The organism is Treponema sp. OMZ 803 (assembly GCF_024181165.1).
GTDB lineage: Bacteria > Spirochaetota > Spirochaetia > Treponematales > Treponemataceae > Treponema.
Window position 1 is genome coordinate 1,513,948 of sequence record NZ_CP051195.1, and the last position, 15,426, is coordinate 1,529,373.

Sequence of the window (15,426 nt, forward strand, 5' to 3'; positions counted from 1 at the left end):
ATGAAAGAAAAGCAAGGAGAGTACAAGAATCATGGCAGGTGGTACAAAATATTTTTTAACGCACTATGCTAAACAGTCGGCTTTTAAAATGGTTATAAAAATTTTGATGAATATTTTGATGAATATTTGACAAACCATTTTTTTTCATGTTATAGTAAATAAAGATTGGTGGTATTACCACATACCGCTATTCTAAATATGAGATTATATGAAAAAGAAAAAACGAACAACGGCTAAAAGCAATAAAGAACGTTTTATCGAGCAGATGGAGACACTGCTGTTGATGCACCTTATCCTGCCGGGAGAGCTGTTACCGCCCGAACGGGAATTGGCACAGCAGATGGGTGTCTCTCGGCCGGTCATCCACGAGGGGCTTTTGGAACTTGGTGCGAGAGGGCTTATTTCCATTCGGCCGCGGCATGGCTGGATTGTCAATAACTTCACAGAAGAAGGTGCGCTGCCCCTGCTTTCAAGCCTTTATCGTTTTTCGGCACCTCAGTCTGCCGCCCGTATCGATGCCGATTTGGAAGAAGTCCGCCGGATGATTTTGACAAAATCATTGATGCAGTATTTTGCTGCCGATACGGTGCAGAAACAAACAAATTCGCCGCTCATTGAGAAATTACATAAGATACACAGAGAAGAACATAAAAATATCGAGGCCCATTTACGACCTGCTGAAATACGGCGGCTGACCGAATTGGATTTTCTCTTTTACCGTGCAATTATCGAGGCGGGTGGCAATACGATATTTCTCCTTCTCTTTAACTCGGCACGAGAATTGTACCATCAAAAACTGGAGCAGTTTTTTACGGAAAATACCGAGAGCATTCGGACAGCAGCCGCCTTAAAATCACGGTTGATTGCCTATATCACGGAGAATAAACGGAATGAAGCGTTCGCCTTACTGGAAAAAATGATCTCAACGAATGCATACATTCATACGGAAGCTGACGGACGGGAAAGTCCGCCGATTATGAGGGAACAGCATTATGAAGAACTATCTTCAAAAGCTTGAGCGGAAGATAAAGGAACGGTACCCGCAGCTGAAACTTTCGGCAGAATGGGACGGCCGGTCGGTAATATTGACCGGAGATGCTCCTACCGTTGAAGAACGGTACACCGTCGGCGCCTTTTTTGCAAGAAAATGTAAAAAGCTCCCGGGATATAAGGGTTTGGTTAATGATATAACCGTTGCTGGAAAGGCTGAGCCGCCGATGCGGATGCCGGAAGTGCGGGATAATCTTTTAGCAGGTAAAACATTCGATATCGTGATTATCGGCGCGGGTGTTGTCGGATGTGCAATCGCACGGGAACTATCCCGCTATGATTTAACAATCGCCGTGCTCGAAAAAGAGTGCGATTGCGCAATGCAGGCGTCCTCCCGCAACGACGGCATGATTCATCCCGGCTTTGCAGATAGTCCTTCAAAGATAAAAGGCAGACTGAACACACGTGGCAACCGTCTGTACCGCAAGCTCGACAAAGAACTCGGCTTTCAAACCGAATGGCCGGGCAGCTTTATGCTATTTGATTCCCCGCTCCTAAAACCGCTTGTGCCCTTTATGCACCGACGGGCGGCAAAAAACGGCGTTGAAGGTCGCGTCGGTTATATGAATAAAAAAACGATACAAAACATGGAACCGAACCTGAGTACGGAATACTACGGCGGTTTTTGGATGCCCTACTCCGGCATTGCCTCTCCTTTTAAGGTAACGATTGCCTTTGCAGAAAACGCTGCGGCAAACGGCGTATCTTTTTTCTTTGAAACCGCTGTAACCGGTTTTGGCAAAACGAACGACTTGATTTCGGCAGTGTACACAAACCGCGGTACGCTGAACGCCCGCCTGATTATCAACGCAGCGGGCGTATGGTCTGATAAAATTGCGGAATTTGCCGGAGACCGTTTTTTTTCCATTCATCCTCGAAAGGGCATGGATATCATCCTCGATAAAAAGAAAAAGGGAGCGCAGCATACCATTATCGGAAAACCTAATCTTCTAAACTCTTCAAAACAGCACTCAAAAGGCGGCGGCATTATCCCCTGTATAGAAGGGAATATCCTTGTCGGGCCGACTGCGCATGAGGTATATGACCGTGAAGACTACGGTACCGACTCCGAAGATGAACGAGCCTTGCTTGAGCAAATGTCTATGAATAAAACGCTTTCGAGGGGTGATATCATCGCGTATTATAGCGGTATCCGCGCCGCGACATGGGAGGAAGACTTTATCGTTGAAATGTCCGAAAAGGTACCCAACTTGATTCATGCAGCGGGCATTCAATCGCCGGGTTTTGCTTCGGCTCCGGCAATCGCGGAAGATATTACAGCGCTTGCACTCCGGCGCTTTCCCGCCGGCCTCAAAGAAAAACCGAACTTTATATCTCGCCGCGCCGCACCCCGCGAAACAGCTTCGATGCACGATGCCGAGCGGCATACGCTTATCAAACGAGATCCGCTCTATGGTAAAATCGTCTGCCGCTGCGAGCAAATCTCCGAGGGAGAAATACGGGATGCGGTACGCAGCTGCCGTGCACTCGGTATGCAGCATATCAGCCTTGATGCGGTAAAACGGAGGTGCCGCGCAGGAATGGGGCGGTGCCACGGCGGTTTTTGTACGCCGCGGGTAATGGAAATCATCAGCAGGGAAGCCGGCATTCCGCTTGAACGCATTACTAAAAAAGGCGGCTCCTCGTACATACTGAACAACCCACTGTCGGCAGATGAGGGGAAGGCGGCATTATGAAACGCTTTTATGATATCATTGTGATTGGAGCGGGACCCGCCGGTATGGCTGCCGCTCTTGCCGCCGCCGAAAAAGCTCCGCAGTGCAGCATTGCACTGATAGAGCGGGAAGAGCATATCGGCGGTATTTTAAAGCAGTGCATTCACGACGGCTTCGGACTTATTCGGTTTAAAGAGCGGCTGACCGGTCCCGAATATGCATGGCGGTACCGCGATATGCTCGCTCAGCATTCCAACATCGACATATTCGTATCCACCTTTGTTATCCGTATCGTGCAGCAGAACGGCGGCAGCTTTGAGCTGACCTTTACCAATCCGCAGAACGGTATTTTTACCCTTTCTTGCACGGCGCTCATTTCCGCAACGGGCTGTAGAGAACGTACCGACCGGCAGGTGTTTATCCACGGCGACCGGCCTTCGGGGGTATTCACTGCGGGGCAGGCGCAAGCCTTTATCAACCTAAAGGGATACCTCCCCGGTAAGCGGTTTGTCATTTTGGGCAGCGGAGACATCGGGCTTATTATGGCGCGGCGGCTCACCCTCGAAACCGCACATATTGGCGGTAGTGTGGAAGGTGTCTACGAGGTAAAGAGCGAACCGTCGGGACTTACCCGCAATATCGTGCAATGCCTTGAAGATTACGGTATTCCGCTCCACCTTTCTACGACGGTGAGCGCTTTGCACGGGGCAGGACGCTTGGAGGGCGTAACCGTAACGCAGGTTGACGGACGGATGCAGCCGGTCGCCGGTACGGAACGGTATATCCCCTGCGACACCCTCATTTTGAGCGTCGGGCTTATCCCCGAAAACGACATCCTCGACAGTCTCGCGCCGAAAATGGATACGCGGACAAAGGGACCGCAGGTTAATCAATATATGGAAACAACCGTACCGGGACTTTTCTCCTGTGGGAATGCGCTGCACGTCAATGACCTCGTAGACTATGTTTCTGAGTCGGGCAGTATTGCCGGGGAACAGGCTGCCTTACTCTGCAGCGGAACAGCATTTGAAGGCAATACCGCCTCAGAAAGAGCTGCGGCAACGGAAATACAGCCGGCGGCGCAGGCTGAGCTATGTAAAAATCCTGCTGAAATTCCCATCTATGCCGATAAAACGCTGCTATACCAAACACCCGCCCGCATCGCACCGGACGGGAAGCAGGCGGTTCTGTACTTCCGGTCTGCGGCACAGCGGGAGCAAGCGGTATTGACAATTAGAGCGGAAACAAAAACAGGCTCAAAGACTCTTTTCAAAAAAACATACCGCTCGCTCAAGCCGCCGGAGATGGAGCGGATTATCGTGGATACCGCATCGATACCGGCCTACACGCAGCAACTGTCTGTTTCGTTGACAGACGCAGAACCGGCGCATCAGGCAAAGGAGGCTGAATGATCAAAGAGCTGACTTGTATTGCATGCCCGCGCGGCTGTGCATTAACCGTGACAATCGACGATGCAACGAATATAATAGTAGTAAGCGGAAATAGCTGTCCTAAAGGAATCAGCTACGGCAAACAGGAAGTGCTGTGCCCTATGAGAACGCTCACCACCACCGTTGCCTGCAAGCCGGCTCGGCATAATGGAGAAACAACAGGATTCGGTGAGCCTGAGTTTATTCGCCTGCCGGTAAAAACCGGATGCGAAATTCCGCTTGAGGAGATGAAATCTATGATAGAAAAAATACGCACTATTACCGCCGCAGCTCCGGTGCGATACGGAGACTGTCTTGCCCAGCTTACTGCTGAAAACGGAACTAAAATACCGATTCTCGCCTGTGCAAGTACGGAGGCTGAATGATTATGACCAATCAATCGACGATTATCTCAATTGACTGCGGTACCCAGAGCCTGCGTGTTATCATCTTTGCGGAAGACGGTTCGGTACTTGCAAAGAAGCAGATTATGTATAAACCGTGCGTCAGTCCGCGGCCGGGATGGGCGGAACAAGATCCCGCAGTGTGGTGGGGTGCGCTGTGCACAGGTGTAGCGGCACTCAAAAACAGTCATCCCGATTTAATGGCTCGCGCAAAGGGAATCGGCGTAACAGCTCAGCGGGACACCGTCATCCTCATCGGTAAAGACGGAAACGTGCTGCGCCCTGCGATTACGTGGCTCGATACCCGAAAGGCACACGGCCGGTATCATCCGAATTTCATTATGAAGGCTGCGCTGAAAGCCGTTGATTACTACGAAAAAATCATGCACTCTCAAAGCGACGGTCAGTGCAACTGGATACAGGAAAACGAGCCGGAAATTTGGAAAAAAACTTGGCGGGTACTGATGGTATCGGGCTATCTGCAATACCGGCTTACGGGAATTGCTGCCGATTCCCCTTCATCGCTGGTCGGACACATTCCCTTTGATCATAAAAAGCAAAAGTGGGCATCGCCCGGACACATCACGGCAAAGATATTTCCGATAGATGATGATAAAAAATGCAGTGTTGTCCAAAGCGGGAAAGAGATCGGACGGGTTTCCGCTCAAGGCGCTCTGGAAACGGGGCTTCCTGTCGGTATACCGGTCATCGCCTGCGGCAGTGATAAGGCATGCGAAACGCTCGGTATGGGATGTCTCGATGCGAAAACCGCGTCCCTCAGCTTCGGAACAACGGCAACGGTGGAAATATGCACCGACCGCTACACGGAACCGATCCGATTCCTACCCGCATACAGCGCTGCCTATCCCGGGCGTTGGGTACCGGAAATCGAAATATTCCGCGGCTACTGGATGATCAGCTGGTTTAAGGACGAGCTCGGCTATGAAGAACGGGCAAAGGCGACGGCAACCGGTATTATTCCGGAGCAAATTATGGATCGTCTCCTCGACTCCTCCCCGCCCGGCTGCTACGGCCTGATGCTGCAACCCTATTGGGGCGCCAGCCTTAAAGATCACTATGCGAAAGGCTCGATGATCGGGTTCGGCGACGTACACGGACGGCACGCAATATACCGCGCAATCGTCGAAGGGCTCGCCTACTCGCTGCGGGAGGGGTTGGAACAACTGCAACGGCAAAGCGGTGTTCCCGTACAAAAGGTTGCCGTTTCGGGCGGAGCCTCGCAGAGCGACCGTATCTGCACTATCACGGCGGATATCTTAAACAAGCCGCTCGTCCGCGGTGCGACAACGGAAACTTCTGCACTGGGAGCCGCGATCTTAACGGCGTACGGGACGGGGTGTTATTCAAGTATCGAAGAAAGCGTCAAAAACATGGTTCATATCGCGCAGGAATTTGCCCCTTCACCGGATAACCGCGAATTATATGATGAACTCTATCAAATATACACACAGATATATCCTATCTTAAAGCACGTGTATAAACGGATACGGGAGGTAACCGGTTATCCGTCATAAAAAGTAGCATCGAGAGCCTCTAAAAATCTCATCAAGTTTTAAGAGGTGTTCTATCATAAATTCAAATAGGAGATGGCTATGGCAGAACGTAAGGTATACAAGAATTTTAAACCGGAATGGGAGCAAGTCCCCCCGCCGCCGACTTCATTCCGTTCGATTTTAAAATGGGGAGACCCCAACGAATTTAAGGAACCGAATGAAAGGCTTTTTACCTTTATGAAAGGTGAGCTCGGCTTAACCGATGCCGATTTTCAGCGGAAGGGCGCCGACGGGCATGAAGCGGTACCCGAAACATTAGCGACACCGCCGCTTGAACCGGAGCATGTTGCGTTCTTTGAATCCGTGTGCGGTAAGGACAATGTAAGCACCAAGGGATACAACCGACTTTCCGTGGCTTACGGCAAAACCATGTACGACCTCTACCGGCTGCGGGAAAACATCACCGAAAATGCCCCGCGGGCAGTGCTCTATCCTTCAAGTCATGAAGAAATCGTGCAGATTGTCGAATACTGCCAAAAGCAGCACATTCCCCTCTATGTATACGGCGGCGGCTCTTCCGTTACCCGCGGTGTAGAAGCGTTTAAGGGCGGCATCAGCCTTGATATGCGGCGGAACTTTAACAAGGTGATTAACTTTAACGAAACCGATCAAACCATCACGGTTGAAGCAGGAATGTCCGGCCCCCAGCTCGAAAAAATCTTGAGCGAAGCAAAAACCCGTTTCGGCGCACGGCACGTTTACACCTGCGGACACTTTCCGCAGTCGTTTGAATACTCCTCCGTCGGCGGCTGGACGGTAACGCGGGGCGCCGGTCAAAACTCAACCTATTACGGCAATATTCACAATATCGTGATGGGACAGACTTATGTTACCCCTACCGGCATCATTAAAAGCTACGGACTCCCCGCCCACGCAGTCGGCCCTGATATCGATGAGCTGATGATGGGGTCGGAAGGAGCGTTCGGCGTACTGACGCATGTAACACTGAAAATTTCCCGCCTGACTGCGGAGAACCGCCGGTATTTCAGCTTTATGTTTAAGGACTGGCAGAGCGGACGCGACGCCGCGCGGGAAATTATGCAGGCCGAAGCAGGCTATCCTTCCGTGTTCCGCCTATCCGACCCCGAAGAAACCGATGCGATGATGAAGCTCTACGGCGTGGAAGGCACCCCGCTCGAAAGCTTGATGAATCTCCGCGGATACAAAGCGCATGACCGCTGTATGTTCTTAGGCTGGACGGAAGGGGAGCGAGGCTTTTCTTCAAATCTCTTCCGCGTCGTAAAAAAAATCAGCAAAGCCCACGGCGGACTGTACCTCACCGGCTATCCCGCGCACAAATGGGAAGAAGGCCGCTTTACCGACCCCTATTTACGGGAATCGCTGCAGGACTACGGTATCATCATCGACACGATGGAATGCTCCGTTACATGGGAGATGATGGGGCGTGTGCATGAAAAGGTTCGCGCCTTTGCAAAATCCCGCCCGAACACGGTCTGTATGACACACCTATCCCATGCGTATGAGCAGGGAGCCAATCTCTATTTTATCTTCATCGGGAAATTCCGTGATAAAGAAGAATATGCAGAATATCAGTTCGGTATCTTTGATAATATCATGGAACAGGGAGCTGCGATGAGCCACCACCACGGTGTCGGCAAGATGACGGCGGCATGGGTTGAGCAGTCGATCGGCACGGATAGGCTGAATATTTTCCGCGCGTTAAAAAAGCATTTTGACCCCGACAATATTATGAACCCGGGCGGCACCCTCGGCATCGACATGACCGATGAGCAAAAGCGCAAGCCGAAGTTCTGCAGCAGAACATGGGATAATCCTGCGTATTAAGGGGTATTGCTCAAAATAACGGAGCCGCTAAAAAGAGCCGGGGCTGTCCAAAAACTTCAGTTTTGGACAGTTTCCTTAGATTTAGATGCGATGTTTAAAATTAAGTTATTACTGTATAAAGACTTAATTTTAAACTCGCGGGGATGTCGAAAAAGTAACCAACTTTTGAGACATCCCCGGTTTTCGTTTTTAATGCAATTCTTCAAACCCGTAGGTTTCTTCTTTTGTATTAAAGAAATAGTTATAGGATTTGGAAGCCTCTACTGTAATTTCCTGTTTGCTTGCACCGTAGGTTGTTGTAACGGAGCGGTAAAAGAAACCGGGACGAGTTTTTGAAAAAGACGATTCGACGACATGGGTTCCGGGAGTAACATAGAATCCGGTTGAAAGCTTTTCTCTAAAGTAGAACGGGCGCTCCCCGTCGACGCTGCGGATGGTTATCTGTTGAGCGGCACTCGCCAGATAACCGGTTACCGAACTCGTTTTACCGATATATACTTTTACCACATCGGGATGTTCATTCAGCCAATTTGTAACGCGCTGTTTATCCTTCTTCGTTTTAAAGATTGCAAATGCAAAATAAGCAAGCAGCCCTATCGGAATAAGGATAAAATAATAGATATGTGAAAAACTTGTATTACTCATGATGGTGTCCATGGGTTTTCTCCTTTACGGTTGTCAATTTAGCCGGTTCATTAGTATTGTCCGTGCTGAGTTTGGTTACGGAATCTCTATTAATTCCCAAATCATCCAATAACTTTATAAACTGCGTAATACCGATTAATTCGCAGTCAATCAGTTCTTCATTTTCTCCCGGGCGAGTAAGATAGAGCGAACATTCCGTATCGCCGCCCGAACTAACGGTTTTTGCCCGTATCGCTGTAGCGGAAATCGAATAGGTATCGATTTTTTTCCCTTTTTTTATCGTCAATGTATTGCCGTCGGTTTCTATAACAATCATGTTGCCGATAATGATAAGCCAAATATAGCCGGCGAAAACTGCTAAAGCTATCAATAGCAATAATACGGAACTTTTAAGCCAAATTGATGCAATAAAAGTCACAAAGAGAGCGGCTCCCGCACCAAAAATGAGATTCACGAGAACTCTGTGCGGACGTGTCTTATAGACATTGCTCATTTTTTCCTCCTAATAAACTTCGGAATCGAAAGCATTATTATAATTGAGCAAGATAGTTTGTCAACCCAATCTAAATTTAGAGGATGCGAATTTACAAGATCGCACAAATAGATTACTGAGACGCCCTATTACACCACATATTGAAATTCCTTTCTATTCTATGGCATACTAGGCTCTGTTAAGGAGAAATACTATGGAACTCATACGTCAAGAAAATAGAATTTATGCGGAAAACGATGCCGGAAAAGTGATTGCCGAGGTTACCTTTCCGCAGGAGAATGACTCGACGGTTTGCCTCGACCATACCTTTGTTGATGATTCGCTGAGAGGACAGGGCGTTGCCGGTAAGCTCGTTAAAGAAGTCGTAGCCTATGCTCAAAAGAACGGAAAAAAGATACGGCCTCAATGCTCGTATGCAGCCGATTGGTTCAATAAACATTCGGAATACGCGGATTTAGTCGCACATTAATTGAACCACCAAGCACGCAGAGACCGCAAAGGATTCTAAAAAGCACACTCTTATCGAATTCCTTTTCTTTGCGATCTTGGCAGCCTTTGCGGTTACATTTACCAATTAGTTTATCTTTATCCCTCGCAAAGAGGAGGCGCTTGAGTACTTATGAATGTTTTAGCTGAAAAATGTAAAGAAGTTATTTTTTCAGTTTTACCCATTGCCGTGTTAATTTGTATTTTGAACTTCCTTTTTGTGCGGGTTGAGTATACTTTTTTTATTCAGTTTTTAATCGGCGTTGTTTTTATCTGCCTCGGGCTTACGATATTCCTATTCGGAATAGACATCGGTATTACGCCCATCGGCGACGTGATGGGGCAGTTCATCACCGCGAAAAATAAAATCTCAGTGGTTATTATCGGGGCGCTCATACTCGGCTTTTTTATTTCGATTGCCGAACCCGATCTGCAAATCCTCGGCGCTCAAGTTATGCAAGTTACCAAGGGCGCAATCCCGCAAACCACGCTGATTGTCATCGTTTCAATCGGTGTCGCGGTATTTCTTGCCGTCGGATTATTAACCATTGTCTATCATATCCCGCAGCATAAAGCTTTTACTTTCTCGTATGGATTGATATTGCTCTGTTCGATTTTTTCGGTACGGGAGGGCATCTCGATTGCCTTTGATTCTTCGGGTGCAACCACCGGCGCAATTACGGTGCCGTTTGTTCTGGCAATAGCAGCAGGTGTTTCCCGCATGAAGAAAAACTCCATCGCATCGGAAACGGATTCTTTCGGACTTGTCGGGATGGTTTCGGCGGGAGCAATCTTGAGCGTGCTTGCAATAACCTTGATACGGCAGTTACCCGCCTTTGATAATGATTTCAGCATTTCAGAACCGGCCGCCGGAGCCTCAATTCTTACCGCCATATCCGAAGCGTTTAAGCATGCAGCCTCTGAATCGGTGCTCTCGCTGTTACCGATTGCGGTTATCTTTTTACTCACCGATGTATGTTCGTTACGGTTGAAAAAGAATACCTTGAGCGGAATTATTAAAGGGATGATTATCACCTTTGTCGGCTTAATGTTATTTTTAGCGGGAGTAAAAGCGGGTTTTTTGGATCTCGGCTTCCTGATTGGGCATAAAATCGGAGAGATTGCAAATCTACCGCTCATTTTAATCATCGGGGCTTTTATCGGCTGTGTAGTCATCCTTGCGGAGCCGGCCGTCTATGTATTGACCAAGCAAATTGAAACCGTCAGCGCCGGCTATATTCCGAGAAAGCTGGTACTCATCTTCCTTGCACTCGGCGTGAGTATTGCAACATTTCTTTCGATGCTGCGGATTCTTATTCCCGCATTTCAGCTCTGGCATATTCTATTGCCGGGATATATGGTCGCCCTCGCGCTTTCGTGGATTGTGCCGGAGCTGTTTGTCGGTATGGCTTTTGATGCAGGAGGGGTCGCGTCGGGTCCGATGACGGCAACATTCGTGCTCTCCTTTGCGCAAGGGTTGGCGGCTGCAACACCGGGTGCAAACGTACTTATCGACGGGTTCGGCATTATCGCAGCAGTCGCTTTGGCGCCGGTTATCTCGCTGCAAGTACTCGGATTACTTTTTTATTTAAAACAAAGGAAGGGGACATGACCGCTTTTTCATTATTGATCATTTTAGTGCCACATGGACAAGCGCGGAAAATTATTCACGAAGGTAGGGAACTCGGCCTTATCGGAGCGACGACGCTGCTTGCTCAAGGTACGGTAAAAAGTAAGCTGCTCGATTTTCTCGGCATCAATCAAATCCAAAAGGAATTGATTTTGACAATGGGAGAACATGATAAACTTGCCTCGATTATGGAGGAACTGAACCGGCGGCATAAAGTAACCAGAAAAAATTTCGGCATTGCGTTCATCATTCCGATTACCTATTCAAATAAACATTTCAGCGGAGCAATGCCGCCGGAAACGCAAAAGGAGATACAAGCTATGAAGTCGGCGATTTTTACAATTGTAGATAGAGGACGAGCTAATGATGTTGTGGACGCTACCATAGAAGCGGGAGCACGCGGAGGCACCATCCTTCACGCCCGCGGTTCGGGGGCGAATCAAACAAAGCTGATTTTCGATATTGAAATAGAACCCGAAAAAGAAATTGTCTTAACAATTGTAGACCCCGAACAGGTTGAACCCGTCGTTGCCGCCATCCGCAGCCACAGTGATATCGAAAAGGACGGCCACGGAATCTTATTTGTGCTGCCCATCACCGACGCCTACGGAATAAAATAGTAGAAAAATTACTGGAATATAGTATACTCTAAGAAGGCACTGTAGGTCATAAGGAGGTTTTGTGGTGATAGAAACAACTCTTAAACAAAAAGCGATGGATTATTTTGCAATGCTTGATAATGAGCAGGCTCAAATAGTTATTTCATACATGGAAGCAATTGATTTTTCCACTGAAAAACAACAACGCAGTCTCGCCGACCTAAAGGGTAAAATTCAATTTGCTGATGGATATGATTATAAAGCAATGCGGAGTTCTTAATGATTCTAGTAGATACTTCTGTGCTGATCAATTTTTTTCGTGGCAGGGAAACAGTCGGTACTGTATATTTTGAAAAAATACTTGAAGAACAAAAACATTTTTGTATCAATGAATTTATTTATCAAGAAATTTTGCAAGGTTCAAAAGACGAAAAAGAATTTTCCGTTTTGAAATCTTATTTACGTGACGTACCGTTGTATTCTCTAAGACTCGGTATTGGCTCCTTTGAAAATGCAGCTCTGCTGAATTTTCGTTGTCGTAAAGGAGGGGTTACAATTCGTAGTACGGTCGATTTACTGATTGCAGAAACGGCAATTGAAAATAATATTCCGCTTCTACACGATGATGCCGATTTTGTAAATATGGCTCGAATTATTACAGAATTAAAACTTGCTGTGTAAATCAAAACCGCTTAGTACCGTTATGTATGTTTTATAAACTCTTTATCTCTTTATGATTACACATCTCCGACGGTTTCAACACTGTCAATAATACCGCCGCCGACTACCCTACTCCCGCAATAAAATACAGCGGCTTGCCCGCGCGCAACCGCCCGTTCGGGTTCGCTAAAAACGATGCGGACTCGGCTAATGCCGCTCGGTTCAATGCAGGCTTTTTTCAGCTGCTGCCGGTACCGTGTTTTAACCTCCGCGTAAAAAGGCTCCTGCGGCATTTCGGCAATCCAGTTTACTTCCCGCACCGAACAGGCGGCGGCGAGAAGGGCATCCCCCGCACCGACGGTAACGGTATTATGCTCTGCCGATTTTTCAACCACGTAAATCGGATAACCGAACGGCAGAGCAAGCCCCCGCCGCTGCCCAATGGTATAACGATGCAAGCCGCGGTGCGTGCCGACCTTTGTGCCATTGATGTCGATAAAATCTCCTTCGGGAAACGCATCGGGCGCCAATGCTTCGATTACTGCCGTGTAGTCGCCGTCCGGTACAAAGCAAATATCTTGGCTATCGCTCTTATGCGCATTGACCAATCCGGCCTTTTCCGCAATAAGGCGAACCTCCGGCTTCGTCAATTCTGCAAGCGGAAAAAACGTCCTGCTTAACTGCTCTTGACTCAACAAGGCCAAAAAATAGCTTTGATCCTTCTGTGCATCAGCCCCCCGCTCCAGCACATACCGGCCGGACGGCTCCTGAAACACCTTGGCATAATGGCCGGTCGCAATAGCATCACAACCTTCCCGTAAAGCCTGTTCCAAAAGCAGCCCGAATTTAATCTGTCTATTGCAAATGTAACAGGGATTCGGTGTTTCTCCGCTGCGGTAGCTTTTTATAAAATAATCGATAATCCGCTTTTGAAATTCGGTACGGAAGTCGTAAACACGGTGCGGAATACCGAGAAGCCGCGCTGCCTGCGCCGCTTCTTCGATAATCCGCTCGGATTGTTCCTTCGCGACGGGAGACTGTTCATCCAGCAAGCGGAGCGTAACACCACACACGTCATGTCCCTCTTCTATCAGAAGCTTTGCGGCAACGCTAGAATCTACCCCTCCGCTTAAACCTACTGCAATCTTCATTTTTTTATTGCACTCCGCAATGACAGCGCTTTACCGTCTGCGAGCACAACCGCTTCCAATTGTTTATACGTATGGGCAGGAAACTGAATCGGTACGCTTAAAGTACTGCCGATGTAAATCACTTCGACGGCTTTTGTTTCCTTCTGTTCCGTATCGCGGTTCGCCGCAGTGATACGGACGGTAAGCGGCAGCGCATAGTCATCGCTTTGTTCCGTGGCTGCGAACGAAATATTCACATAGAGATGTTCCTGCTGCGTTAAATATTCCAATTTAACCGGAACTCCCTCAATTTTTCCTGACTGCCGATCGGTTTTAAATAAAAATGATGCAAAGGTGAGGGCAAAAACGGCAACAATAGCAAACAGCATAGATCGGGTTGAACGAGTTGCGGTAAGGCTTTTAAGAAGACTCATTTTTTTGATGTAGTCGGGCTCGTACATTTGCTGCACCGCTTCCGGCGCACGCTTTAAACGCTCACTTCGGTCATAGCGGAGATACGAACTTCCCTCATCCCATGAATCCGGTTGGTTATTCATTTTTTGACGCTCCGGTAATTTCGGTTGTCTTCCACCAAACGATGTCCGCCTGCTTGTCCCCTGCAAGGAGCGCCGATAAGATACCATCGGAAGAAAGATGGAAAGCGTTATACACTAATTCATCCGGGGAGACGGTCAATGTTCGCGTATGTATTTTATTTGAATGTAAATTGATTAGTTCGAGGATATATCCGTCGGAACGCGGTGTCGTCAACAAGCACCAATTATTTGCGGTTACACCGAGCAACCCATACACTTTTTTAATGTGCCGGGTACCGGTATTCGTGTCTTCCGTATCCTCATACGGCGCAATATCCACCGTCCGCTCGTACTGCCTCTCTTCAATATTGAACGTATAGAGGCAGCTTTTATCATAACTGATTCCGGCGCTCACATTGATATCCGTATCAATATCTTCACGGTAATAATCGACTTTAATATGCAGCTTCTTCGCCGTAAAATCGGGAACAGCCTTATCAAGGCTCGAAAATACTTTTACATCGTTGGTGTAAGGCGACGGCAACCCGCTAAATGCAATAGGAATTTTGTACAGCAAACCGCCCGTATTGTCATACCAGTACACCCTGATACCGGTTTCCGTTCGACATACTACAATAAGACCATTGTTTGAATCCGCATATAGTCCTTCGATAGGTGGAAACGGCGTACCGCCGACTCCTTCTTGTCCGACGGTATCAACAAATTCACCGGTCTCATTAAAATGAATGACCGTATCGCGTAACGCAAGATTCTCCGTTTGATCGTATTCAATACGTTCTTCGTTGACCGTATCGACGGCAAACAAGTGCTTGTTCGGCGTTACGGCAAGATAGGTCGGATGATTCAGCGGATACGGCACGGCACGGCGAGTCATAATTTTATCCGCTTGATCGGCGTCGATAAATGTCGGGCGGGGATTCTTTTCGGGATTATAATACAGCGCAAGCAAATCACCGAAAGACGTCAATTTCATAATTTTTCCCGCGCCTGAATTGCTTAAGTAAAAAATACCGTCATCCATGACTAACTGACTGTCGGGACGGACATACGGACTTGCCAGCTGAAATAAATCGAGCTGATCTTCAAAATTTCCGTATTTAATTGAAAAAAGTTGTTTGCGCTCCAAGTTCCCCGTTTTTTCTTTCCCGCACGAAACGACACAAAGAGAAACAACAGCACACAAGAAAATACAAAGCCCTTTAACAAAATGACTGCGGTAACACATTACAATAATCCGGTTCCTTACGGTATCTTCTAAAAACTCATGAGAGATTTGTTTTGCACCC

General features: G+C 48.0%; 16 protein-coding genes. 11 read left to right on the plus strand and 5 right to left on the minus strand.

Annotated elements, in window-relative coordinates:
- The first annotated feature begins 208 nt into the window (after positions 1 to 208).
- The 6 genes from ABH09_RS06905 to ABH09_RS06930 all read left to right on the plus strand — a co-directional run bounded on the left by ABH09_RS06905 (position 209) and on the right by ABH09_RS06930 (position 7,940).
- Positions 209 to 1,018, plus strand: coding sequence for a FadR/GntR family transcriptional regulator (locus tag ABH09_RS06905; protein ID WP_253713843.1), 810 nt, complete (start codon positions 209 to 211; stop codon positions 1,016 to 1,018).
- The gene (locus ABH09_RS06910) at positions 993 to 2,747 is read left to right on the plus strand and encodes an NAD(P)/FAD-dependent oxidoreductase (protein ID WP_253713844.1); all 1,755 of its coding nucleotides are present in this window, start codon (positions 993 to 995) and stop codon (positions 2,745 to 2,747) included. The genes ABH09_RS06905 and ABH09_RS06910 overlap by 26 nt, the downstream gene beginning before the upstream one ends.
- Positions 2,744 to 4,138, plus strand: coding sequence for an NAD(P)/FAD-dependent oxidoreductase (locus ABH09_RS06915; RefSeq protein ID WP_253713845.1), 1,395 nt, complete (start codon positions 2,744 to 2,746; stop codon positions 4,136 to 4,138). Before ABH09_RS06910 ends, ABH09_RS06915 begins: the two co-directional genes overlap by 4 nt.
- A complete protein-coding gene (locus ABH09_RS06920) occupies positions 4,135 to 4,542 on the plus strand; it encodes a DUF1667 domain-containing protein (protein ID WP_253713846.1) in 408 nt (135 codons plus the stop codon). Before ABH09_RS06915 ends, ABH09_RS06920 begins: the two co-directional genes overlap by 4 nt.
- A complete protein-coding gene (locus ABH09_RS06925; protein ID WP_253713847.1) occupies positions 4,539 to 6,095 on the plus strand; it encodes an FGGY-family carbohydrate kinase in 1,557 nt (518 codons plus the stop codon). The genes ABH09_RS06920 and ABH09_RS06925 overlap by 4 nt, the downstream gene beginning before the upstream one ends.
- Positions 6,096 to 6,173: 78 nt before the next feature.
- Positions 6,174 to 7,940, plus strand: coding sequence for an FAD-binding oxidoreductase (locus ABH09_RS06930; protein WP_253713848.1), 1,767 nt, complete (start codon positions 6,174 to 6,176; stop codon positions 7,938 to 7,940).
- A gap of 189 nt (positions 7,941 to 8,129) precedes the next feature.
- Here ABH09_RS06930 and ABH09_RS06935 read toward each other — a convergent pair whose 3' ends face one another.
- Complete coding sequence (locus ABH09_RS06935) at positions 8,130 to 8,597, minus strand: hypothetical protein (RefSeq protein WP_253713849.1); 468 nt, start codon at positions 8,595 to 8,597, stop codon at positions 8,130 to 8,132.
- Complete coding sequence (locus ABH09_RS06940; protein WP_253713850.1) at positions 8,578 to 9,078, minus strand: hypothetical protein; 501 nt, start codon at positions 9,076 to 9,078, stop codon at positions 8,578 to 8,580. Before ABH09_RS06940 ends, ABH09_RS06935 begins: the two co-directional genes overlap by 20 nt.
- Positions 9,079 to 9,271: 193 nt before the next feature.
- Here ABH09_RS06940 and ABH09_RS06945 point away from each other — a divergent pair, with 193 nt between their 5' ends.
- The 5 genes from ABH09_RS06945 to ABH09_RS06965 all read left to right on the plus strand — a co-directional run bounded on the left by ABH09_RS06945 (position 9,272) and on the right by ABH09_RS06965 (position 12,474).
- The gene (locus tag ABH09_RS06945) at positions 9,272 to 9,547 is read left to right on the plus strand and encodes a GNAT family N-acetyltransferase (protein ID WP_253713851.1); all 276 of its coding nucleotides are present in this window, start codon (positions 9,272 to 9,274) and stop codon (positions 9,545 to 9,547) included.
- 150 nt (positions 9,548 to 9,697) lie between these two features.
- Positions 9,698 to 11,176 carry a DUF1538 domain-containing protein gene (locus tag ABH09_RS06950; protein WP_253713852.1) on the plus strand — a complete coding sequence of 493 codons (1,479 nt, stop codon included), beginning with the start codon at positions 9,698 to 9,700 and terminating at the stop codon, positions 11,174 to 11,176.
- Positions 11,173 to 11,814: a P-II family nitrogen regulator gene (locus ABH09_RS06955; protein WP_044016065.1), complete on the plus strand. Its 642-nt coding sequence runs from the start codon at positions 11,173 to 11,175 to the stop codon at positions 11,812 to 11,814. The genes ABH09_RS06950 and ABH09_RS06955 overlap by 4 nt, the downstream gene beginning before the upstream one ends.
- A 61-nt stretch (positions 11,815 to 11,875) precedes the next feature.
- Positions 11,876 to 12,073, plus strand: coding sequence for a hypothetical protein (locus tag ABH09_RS06960; protein ID WP_253713853.1), 198 nt, complete (start codon positions 11,876 to 11,878; stop codon positions 12,071 to 12,073).
- Positions 12,073 to 12,474: a type II toxin-antitoxin system VapC family toxin gene (locus tag ABH09_RS06965; protein ID WP_253713854.1), complete on the plus strand. Its 402-nt coding sequence runs from the start codon at positions 12,073 to 12,075 to the stop codon at positions 12,472 to 12,474. Before ABH09_RS06960 ends, ABH09_RS06965 begins: the two co-directional genes overlap by 1 nt.
- A gap of 56 nt (positions 12,475 to 12,530) precedes the next feature.
- Here ABH09_RS06965 and mnmA read toward each other — a convergent pair whose 3' ends face one another.
- Genes mnmA through ABH09_RS06980 form a run of 3 tightly spaced genes read right to left on the minus strand, consistent with a single transcriptional unit; the run spans position 12,531 to position 15,365 of the window.
- Positions 12,531 to 13,604, minus strand: coding sequence for a tRNA 2-thiouridine(34) synthase MnmA (gene mnmA, locus ABH09_RS06970; protein ID WP_253713855.1), 1,074 nt, complete (start codon positions 13,602 to 13,604; stop codon positions 12,531 to 12,533).
- Entirely contained in the window at positions 13,601 to 14,140 is a 540-nt protein-coding gene (locus tag ABH09_RS06975) for a hypothetical protein (RefSeq protein ID WP_253713856.1), read from the minus strand. The genes mnmA and ABH09_RS06975 overlap by 4 nt, the downstream gene beginning before the upstream one ends.
- On the minus strand, positions 14,133 to 15,365 hold the full coding sequence (locus ABH09_RS06980) for an LIC_12708 family protein (RefSeq protein ID WP_253713857.1): 1,233 nt from the start codon (positions 15,363 to 15,365) through the stop codon (positions 14,133 to 14,135). The genes ABH09_RS06975 and ABH09_RS06980 overlap by 8 nt, the downstream gene beginning before the upstream one ends.
- Positions 15,366 to 15,426 lie beyond the last annotated feature (61 nt).